This is a genomic window from Haematospirillum sp. H4485, from assembly GCF_012102745.1.
Classification (GTDB): Bacteria; Pseudomonadota; Alphaproteobacteria; order Rhodospirillales; family Rhodospirillaceae; genus Haematospirillum.
On record NZ_JAAVSY010000022.1, the window covers coordinates 1 to 8,621 of the forward strand.

Here is an 8,621-nt window from a genome sequence, read left to right on the forward strand (position 1 = left end):
GCTTGAAGAGCCGGCAAGTCTGATTGCGCTGCGCACGGCGCTCGAGGCTCGCTTGCCCAGACTCGATTTACCCGAGCTAATCATGGAAATGCACGCCCGGACCGGTTTTGCCGATCTGTTCACCCATGCCAGCGAAGGAAGCGCGCGGGCAGAGGATATTGCGACAAGCGTTTGCGCCGTCCTACTGGCCGAGGCCACCAACACCGGGTTTGAACCATTGATCCAGCTCGATGTTCCGGCGCTCAGGCGATCACGGCTCAGTTGGGTGAAGCAAAATTTCCTGCGCGCCGAAACCCTGATTGCCGCCAACGCTGCCCTGGTTGCCGCGCAGAACGCTATCCCCCTCGCCAGAAAATGGGGCGGCGGCGAGGTGGCCTCCGCCGATGGACTGAGATTTGTCGTGCCGGTCCGCACCATACATTCCGGTCCCAACCCGAGATATTTCGGGAAAGAACGCGGCGTCACATGGTATAATCTCGCCTCGGACCAGTTCACCGGTCTCAATGCCATAACTGTCCCGGGGACCTTGCGCGATAGCCTCAATCTCCTCGCTGTCGTGCTCGAGCAGGAAACCGAGTTGCGGCCGACCGAGATCATGACCGACACAGCCGGATATACCGATACCATCTTTGGCATATTCTACTTGCTCGGATACCAGTTCAGCCCCCGTATCGCTGATGTTGGCGGCGCGCGGTTCTGGCGCGTCGATGGCAAGGCTGATTACGGCGTTCTCAACGATCTCGCCTCGAACAAGATCAACATGAAGCTGATCCTGGATCACTGGGACGACTTGCTGCGTCTTGCCGGCTCGCTCAAGCTCGGCGTGGTTCGGGCCGCAGACCTTACCCGAGCGCTCCAGACCAACGATCGGCCCACACGGTTGGCCCGCGCCCTTCAGGAACTCGGCCGCCTCATCAAAACCCTCTACCTTCTCCGCTTCATTGATGACGAAGCCTATAGGCGGCGTATTCTCGTTCAACTCAACCGGGGTGAAGGGCGACACCAGCTCGCTCGCGCCTTGTTCCACGGGAAGCGCGGGGAATTGCGTCAACGCTACCGTGAAGGGCAGGAAGATCAACTCGGAGCGCTCGGCCTGGTCGTCAATCTCGTCGTGCTCTGGAACACGATCTACATGGATGCCGCCCTGAATCAGCTCATGGCAGAAGGCCACGACGTGCGACCCGAAGACGTTGCACGCCTATCGCCGCTTGGCTCAAAACACGTCAATATGCTCGGCCGATACGCCTTCTCTCTGCCGGAATTCGTGACCCGAGGCGAACTTAGGCCGCTACGCGATCCTCAGAAGACTGACCCTGACGAGCCCTGAAATCCTTATGTAGGTTTTCTGTTCCGTTGCTACTCAAACCCCAACAGCTGCGCTCCAATGATATCCCACTCCTCGTCTGTCAGAGCGCCTCGCGCATCCCTCCGCTCTCCGCAAAGACCAGCACCAAGGCACATCAAGGCCAACCCAAGAAAAATCTGCGTCAAGTGGAGCTAGCTAGATACATGATTTTGTCTTCAAGTTCAGCAATACGATCCAGGTAAATATCCATTCTCTTCTTATATATCATTTCATTATCTTCTGCCGTGATGCGCGATATCAAATTCGCACTCGTTCGCGTACACAAATCAAAGTATATTTCGGGCGTCATGGGCGGTAGGTATGTTTTGCTTCCAACAAGAAGATGACGCACCATTTTCGTGTCATTGCTGATGCACTTGGCCTTATGGTCAAGATATACGTCGGATGCTGTAATGGAGGGAATCTCATCCTCTAGACGCTGCCGCATTATAGTGTACAACTCAGTATCAACGGGATTAAAATCTGCGCAGCGTGCGAGTAGGGCCGGGTCAACATCGAGCTCATCCCAAGGCGTTTTATTGACCCGGACTCGCTTCCATATTTTAACATTAATCCATGGGAAAAGTGCATTGAGGAGGAATTGGCTTTCTTCAAATAGCTCTGTTATGCCAACTAGGGCGTAATCATTTTTCAGTCTACGAAGCGCTTTCTCGAATAGCTCATCATCAGATCGAAACGTATCGCCAAAAAGCGATAGTATGTATTTCGCCGCATAGTTTGGTTGTGGGCCATTACTTCTGGCCCCGTCCATAATACGTTCCATCCATTTTAGTGTCCCCTCGATATCTCCTTGAGGCGGAGGAGGCTCTCCGGTTGGGTGAAAGTATATTCCATTGTAGTCTGAACAATAAATGAAATATGATATGCATACATTTGCAGGATTCCTAATCATGGTAATTCTATGACATTTATTATCCGTTAGTTCATTGAAATGATGCACGTTGTGACCATAACAGAATAGAATCTTTTTCCTTGAATCTTTATCCATACTATGAACAAATTCATTAGATAAATTTCCTGAATCACCATAGGATATGCACTGATCCTCTCTGAAGTTCTTACTTATTGCATAAGCAAAAGTGAGTCCACCAGAGCTACCAGTCATATCAAATATAATTGTTGTTGATTCTTTTTCGAATATGCCAACCATCATTAATTCTCCTTATCATCTACTTTAAAATAACATGATAATTTATTTTTCATATTGTTTATATTTCGTTAATTTGACTAGGCTCCAGACTCAATCAGGATATTGATCGTGGTCTTCAAATCAGATTCATACCCTTCAATCGGGAGATTGGTGGCATGAATGGCCCACCTGTTTTGGCTTTCGGACGCCCAATGGGCGGCGATACCGAGACCGTCACCTGATCGAAAACGCCTTCTGTCACATCAAGGACTTCCGCCGCGTCGCGACCCGCTACGACAAGCTCGCCAGAAACTTCCTCTCCGCCGTCGCTCTCGCAACCCTCGTCGCATTCTGGATATGATTGAGTCTGGAGCCTAGTTGGCATAGGTGTCCTGCCCCTGCAGTTCAAGGACGGAACCGACCGCAAAACCTTGGAGCTGGACGGAACGGATATCTTTGATATCAGCGGCATTGGAAACGGCACCAAACCGCGCCAGGACGTTCAGGTCACGATTACCCGCGCTGATGGTTCAAAACAGACGATCACGGTCCTGTGCCGCATCGATACGGCCGATGAGGTGGAATACTACCGGCATGGCGGTATCCTGCAAGCCCTCTCTTTTTTATGATTTATTCATGGGGAGCCGGATAGCAACAAATAACATGATAAAATGCAGACCGAAAAATTTATACACCCATTCATTGATTGAATTTGATCCTTGTTAATAATAATTATATCATGTTCTCCGTGATCCTCTACGAGGTTTTGAATACCATAAGTATGCGGAAGGATTCAGATGGAGTTCGGGAACTATACAGGATTAGCTGAGCCGTACTCTCGTTACAGACCAGACTATTCTTCGTCTGTCCTTCGGGCAATTCTGGCCTTGGCAGGGAAAAACAAGACAGATATGGATGCCGTCGACATTGGAGCCGGGACGGGGATATGGACCCGAATGCTGTCCGGGAGCGAACTACGCTCCGTAATCGCTGTAGAGCCCAATGATGATATGCGCCGTTGCGGACAGCGTGATACCCCTGATGTTTCGTGGCAGAAAGGAACAGGAGAGCATACAGGACTAGCGGACAACTGCGCCGACTTGGTCAGCATGGCATCATCCTTTCACTGGGTCGATACCGAAGCAGGGCTATACGAGTTTCACCGTCTCCTGCGCCCCGGAGGACGATTCGTAGCTCTCTGGAACCCACGCATGACGGAACTATCACCCGTTTTGAGTTCTATCGAACAAAAACTGGCAGAATTACACCCAAACTTGCAGCGTATATCCTCTGGGAAGGGGAACTTTGCTGCCAAGATGAATGACATTTTGTGGCATAGCACTTTGTTTGACGATGTTATCTATCTTGAAGGGCGACATACTGTACACCAAACTCCGGAGGAGTACTTGGGAACATGGACGTCTGTAAATGAAGTGCAAGTCCGGCTCGGACCATCCCTGTTCCATGTTTTCCTTGATTATGTGCAGAGTGTGACCAGAGACCTGCCCTACGTGGAAACCACTTACATGACCCGAGCTTGGTGCGCGCGCAGAGTCAGTTAACACTACGTCTCTGAGCTTAATTCAGCTCATTTATTGCCCTAATACCCAACAATAAACGGGCTAATCTACATGGTTAAAGGAAATGTGCTGATTATGGTGTCAGAATAACACAAAAAGGCAATCTACTATACCGGTAATGGGAAAGAATCTGGGAAGGCGGGCCTAAGTCGCTCCGCATCTCCTAGACCGCGGGGATCCATGCAGGCAAAACAGGAATATTCTCCCCGACAAGGGACTCTCTGGTGGATTACCGGCCTCTCCGGGGCTGGAAAAACAACAGTCGCACGCATCCTCCAAGACCGGTTAAGCTCTTCTGGACGTCAGGTTTTTCTGATGGACGGCGATACAATGCGCCATATTCTGGGGCATGTACACGGATACAGCCAAGACGATCGTCTGTATTTGGCTTCTGTTTACGGGCGCTTGGCCCATGAGATGGTGAACCAGGGGCTGGATGTCGTTTGTGCGACAATATCCATGTTTCATGGCATCCAGAAATGGAATAGAGACAATATTAGGAATTATCGTGAGATATACTTGAAAGTTCCTGTAAAAGAACTGATCAAAAGGGACAATAATGGCCTTTACTCACGGTCACGAGCAGGAATAGAGTCCGGAATCATCGGCATCGATATTGTACCCCATGAACCTGTTAATCCTGATCTTGTTGTGGATTGTTACGGCCAGGTTAGTCCGGAAGAAGCAGCCAGACGAATCATGAGCTTGGAGGATATTCATGGTGCGAACCAAAGCTGAAACTTTGGAATGGCTCTCATCCAGGCTGCAGGCAGGTCGCATCATGCCTCTGTTTTACTTCAGCGCCCAAGACTGGAAAGAACGGAATAACGATGTTCTGGAGCAATTGCGTCACTCGGGTATGGGGCGCATACCGCTGATTGTCCGGTCCAGTGCGCTTGGGGAGGATGATGCGCGGGAATCCATGGCAGGCCGTTACCTGTCAGTAACAAATGTCATCGAGCAGAATCAGGTTACCCAAGCCGTCGACGCTGTCATCGATAGTTATGGCCCATTCAACCCAAGACACCAAGTTCTTGTACAGCCCATGCTAACAGACAGTGTACTCAGCGGCGTTGTATTCACAAAGGATCCAAGCGGGGGAGGGGACTATCTTGTTATCAACTACTGCGAAGGTGCCGATACCACAGCTGTAACTGGTGGAAGGAACAATAATCAGACAACGCTGTATCTGTGGAAGCATGCCCAACTGGAAGCGTCCAGCCTGACAGGCAAAATCGGCGCGCTGGCAAAAGATCTGGAACAAATCTTGGGTCAGGATGCCTTGGATTTTGAGTTTGCAATATCCCGAAACAATGACACACCAATCCTGTTTCAGGTACGCCCTCTGATCATGCCAACGCACATGCTGGTTCCACGTACACACCACGAAGACGCCTTGGGCAGTATAGCCTCAAAGCTGTCGTCATCCCTTGGGCCAGTGCCATACCTGCATGGCCGACGCACCGCCTTCGGCATCATGCCAGATTGGAATCCAGCAGAAATCATCGGGATCCGTCCGCGTCCACTTGCCCTTTCCTTGTACAGGGATCTGGTCACAGATTCCATATGGGCCTATCAACGCCATAACTATGGCTACAAAGACCTTCGCAGTTTCCCGCTTATGGTTGACTTCTTCGGCCTTCCGTACATTGACGTAAGAGTCAGCTTCAATTCCTTCATACCTGCCGATATCGACGACGATCTATCAACCCGTCTGGTTAATTATTATGTAGACCGACTTCTGGAGCAACCCGCACTCCATGACAAGGTAGAGTTCGAGATTGTTCTTTCATGCTATACTTTCGATATAAAGAACAAATTAGATGGTTTACCCAAAAATATTTTCACAGATATTGACCGCAATATCCTGAGCACGTCTTTGCGCCACCTTACCAATACTGTCATCAACAGGGAAAACGGACTCTGGCGCCAGGATGCTGCCCGCATTGCCGAGTTGGAACAACGCCACGCTCGTATACGGACAGCCAGCATGGATGCGGTATCGCGTATTTACTGGCTTCTGGAAGATGTCAAACGCTATGGAACGTTACCGTTTGCCGGACTGGCCAGAGCCGGCTTTATTGCAACACAAATTCTAGAATCATGCGTACAAAAAGAAGTTATCTCCAAACAGGAACGAGACTCTTTCGTAGAGGGCCTTGGCACTATTGGCTCTTGCATAGGAAAAGATCTTGTCACGCTTGACCGGACGGATTTCCTGTCGAAATACGGGCATCTGCGTCCTGGAACATATGACATTCTATCGCCCCGCTATGACGAGGAACCAGATCTATACTTCAACTGGAACAAAACATCGAAACAGGAAATAAAGCAGGCAAAGCCTTTTTCGTTGTCACTGAAACAAATGCGCGACATTGAGCGACTACTGGGGGAGCATGGCATTGATCATACCGTCGTGGGCCTGTTCGATTTCCTTGAAGCCAGTATTCGTGGCCGAGAGTATGCCAAATTTGTATTCACTCGCTCTCTTAGCGATGCTCTTTCCCTCCTCAAGACCCTCGGGGCCGAACATGGTCTAACAGAAGAGGACATGTCCTTTTGTGATATACGGTGTATCCATACCCTGCACTCAGGGGCAGAACGCATTCAATCCGTACTGAAAGACAGTATTGCCCGCGGCAGGGAACGCTATGCCCTGACACGACAGCTGATCCTCCCGCCCTTTCTTGTAGAGCCGGAACAGATATGGGGTTTCCAGCTTCCTGCCTGTGAACCAAATTTTATTACCCAGAAAACCGTTATTGGTCCCGTTCTTGCTCCAAATCCAGCATCATCCCTGGATGGGGCAATTGTTTTTCTTCCCAATGCGGATCCCGGCTTTGACTGGATTTTTTCACGCTCCATCATTGGATTTGTCACAGCATACGGCGGCGTTAACTCGCACATGGCTATCCGTGCCTGTGAACTTGGCCTCCCTGCTGTCATAGGAACCGGGGAAGCCTTGTATGCCCGGTGGTCACAAGCGCACAGTGTGCGGCTGGACTGCCTGAACCGCCAAGTGCAAATCCTGCAATGACACGCCTTCTTGCCATTACACAGCGTGTCGAAATCAAGGCTGAATACGGTGAGCGCCGGGATGCCCTCGATCAACGGTGGACTCTCTTTCTGCAAGCCTGCGGTCTGATTCCAGTGCCAGTTCCCAATCACACAAAGGCAGCACTTGACCTGGTATCTTCTGCGGATCTGTGCGGGATTCTCTTGAGCGGGGGCAATGACATTCATGCAGACGCCCCTGAACGCGATTGCATGGAATACGAACTGGCTGCATGGGCACGGAAAAACAAGAAACCGGTTCTGGGCGTCTGTCGCGGTATGCAGCTTCTTCTCGATCTGTTCAAGGTTCCTCTGCAGCGCATTAATGGCCACGCAGGCATTACACATACACTGGACAATGGCCGAAACGTCAACAGCTATCATCGCTTTGCTGCCGTCGGCGATGCTTCTCCATTTACGGTCCTGTCCCGCACAGACGACGGCTGTATCGAGGAAATACGCCACCCGCAGGAATACATACATGGTATTATGTGGCACCCGGAACGTATGGAACCATCTAACAGGGACGATATTATTCTTTTTCAACGCCTGTTCGCGGAAAAGAGAGCATGAAAGCTATCATTCTTGCCGCTGGCCGTGGCTCCCGGATGGGATCGGCAACTGAAAGCATCCCGAAATGCCTGCTTCCGCTTGGGGGCCGCCCGCTTCTGGAATGGCAGACCGAAGCTCTGCACGCCGCCGGAATAAGCTTGATCGGGTTGGTACGGGGATACAAAGCAGACCTGTTAGAGGCTTATCCGCTGTTCTTCTTCGACAATCCTGACTGGTCTGGCACCAACATGGTGGCATCCTTGTTTCAGGCCGCAGAATGGCTGCGCCAAGGTCCAGTGATTGTCAGTTACTCAGACATCTTCTATTCGACACAAACCATAAGAGCATTGATGTTGGCCCCCGGCAATATCGTGCTCAGCTATGATCCAAACTGGTTATCCTTGTGGTCAAAGCGCTTTGCAGACCCTCTTTCTGATGCAGAAACCTTCCGCCTTAACGGTGAACGTGTCTGCGAGATAGGTAAGAAAACGCAAGACCTTGCGAGTATACAGGGTCAATATATGGGACTAATTAAGTTCACGCCAACAGGCTGGAATGCTGTTGAGGAATATTGCGGTCACCTTCCGACAGAGCTCCTAAATACACTAGACATGACATCCCTGCTGTCAGCACTGATAGAGAGCGGTATTAGCATCGATGCCATCCCCGTATCAGGACGCTGGGGCGAGGTAGATCAGAAATCAGATCTTGAGCTATATGAACATTGGCTTTTGAATGGCGCTTTTTCCTCGTCTCTCTCTTGATTAACAGACGGCTGGAAAAGGTACGATTGTTTCCACAAGATCAAGTTGACTAGGCTCCAGACTCAATCATGGTATTGCTCGTGGTCTGCGGATCAGATTCATACCCTTCAATCGGGAGATTGGAGGCATGAATGGCCCACCTGTTTTGGCTTTCGGACGCCCGATGGGCGGCGATA

Annotated in this window: 7 protein-coding genes and 2 pseudogenes; 8 read left to right on the forward strand and 1 reads right to left on the reverse strand. The window is 50.6% G+C overall.

Annotated elements, in window-relative coordinates:
• On the forward strand, positions 1 to 1,327 hold a 1,327-nt coding region (locus HEQ61_RS10840; RefSeq protein ID WP_168021420.1), incomplete at its 5' end, for a Tn3 family transposase.
• Positions 1,328 to 1,487: 160 nt separating this feature from the next.
• Here the strand turns inward: HEQ61_RS10840 and HEQ61_RS10845 are convergent.
• Positions 1,488 to 2,519: a hypothetical protein gene (locus tag HEQ61_RS10845; RefSeq protein ID WP_168021418.1), complete on the reverse strand. Its 1,032-nt coding sequence runs from the start codon at positions 2,517 to 2,519 to the stop codon at positions 1,488 to 1,490.
• A 193-nt stretch (positions 2,520 to 2,712) separates the two neighbouring features.
• On the opposite strand from HEQ61_RS10845, the pseudogene HEQ61_RS10850 reads away from it, so the two are divergent.
• From HEQ61_RS10850 to HEQ61_RS10880, 7 genes and pseudogenes are all read left to right on the forward strand, one after another.
• Positions 2,713 to 2,856, forward strand: a pseudogene (locus HEQ61_RS10850) (IS5/IS1182 family transposase); the annotation flags it as partial.
• A gap of 10 nt (positions 2,857 to 2,866) precedes the next feature.
• A pseudogene (locus tag HEQ61_RS10855) lies at positions 2,867 to 3,124 on the forward strand (hypothetical protein); the annotation flags it as partial.
• Positions 3,125 to 3,292: 168 nt separating this feature from the next.
• Positions 3,293 to 4,057 carry a class I SAM-dependent methyltransferase gene (locus HEQ61_RS10860; RefSeq protein WP_168021416.1) on the forward strand — a complete coding sequence of 255 codons (765 nt, stop codon included), beginning with the start codon at positions 3,293 to 3,295 and terminating at the stop codon, positions 4,055 to 4,057.
• A 198-nt stretch (positions 4,058 to 4,255) separates the two neighbouring features.
• Positions 4,256 to 4,813 carry an adenylyl-sulfate kinase gene (locus HEQ61_RS10865; protein ID WP_168021414.1) on the forward strand — a complete coding sequence of 186 codons (558 nt, stop codon included), beginning with the start codon at positions 4,256 to 4,258 and terminating at the stop codon, positions 4,811 to 4,813.
• The gene (locus HEQ61_RS10870; protein ID WP_168021412.1) at positions 4,794 to 7,112 is read left to right on the forward strand and encodes a PEP/pyruvate-binding domain-containing protein; all 2,319 of its coding nucleotides are present in this window, start codon (positions 4,794 to 4,796) and stop codon (positions 7,110 to 7,112) included. The genes HEQ61_RS10865 and HEQ61_RS10870 overlap by 20 nt, the downstream gene beginning before the upstream one ends.
• The gene (locus HEQ61_RS10875; RefSeq protein WP_168021410.1) at positions 7,109 to 7,702 is read left to right on the forward strand and encodes a gamma-glutamyl-gamma-aminobutyrate hydrolase family protein; all 594 of its coding nucleotides are present in this window, start codon (positions 7,109 to 7,111) and stop codon (positions 7,700 to 7,702) included. The genes HEQ61_RS10870 and HEQ61_RS10875 overlap by 4 nt, the downstream gene beginning before the upstream one ends.
• The gene (locus tag HEQ61_RS10880) at positions 7,699 to 8,445 is read left to right on the forward strand and encodes an NTP transferase domain-containing protein (RefSeq protein WP_168021409.1); all 747 of its coding nucleotides are present in this window, start codon (positions 7,699 to 7,701) and stop codon (positions 8,443 to 8,445) included. The genes HEQ61_RS10875 and HEQ61_RS10880 overlap by 4 nt, the downstream gene beginning before the upstream one ends.
• Positions 8,446 to 8,621 lie beyond the last annotated feature (176 nt).

What these genes read in the sequence shown, in the direction of transcription:
- HEQ61_RS10845 (WP_168021418.1), bottom strand. Translation starts at nt 2,519, where the DNA reads ATGATGGTTGGCATATTCGAAAAAGAATCAACAACAATTATATTTGAT.
- HEQ61_RS10860 (WP_168021416.1), top strand. Translation starts at nt 3,293, where the DNA reads ATGGAGTTCGGGAACTATACAGGATTAGCTGAGCCGTACTCTCGTTAC.
- HEQ61_RS10865 (WP_168021414.1), top strand. Translation starts at nt 4,256, where the DNA reads ATGCAGGCAAAACAGGAATATTCTCCCCGACAAGGGACTCTCTGGTGG.
- HEQ61_RS10870 (WP_168021412.1), top strand. Translation starts at nt 4,794, where the DNA reads ATGGTGCGAACCAAAGCTGAAACTTTGGAATGGCTCTCATCCAGGCTG.
- HEQ61_RS10875 (WP_168021410.1), top strand. Translation starts at nt 7,109, where the DNA reads ATGACACGCCTTCTTGCCATTACACAGCGTGTCGAAATCAAGGCTGAA.
- HEQ61_RS10880 (WP_168021409.1), top strand. Translation starts at nt 7,699, where the DNA reads ATGAAAGCTATCATTCTTGCCGCTGGCCGTGGCTCCCGGATGGGATCG.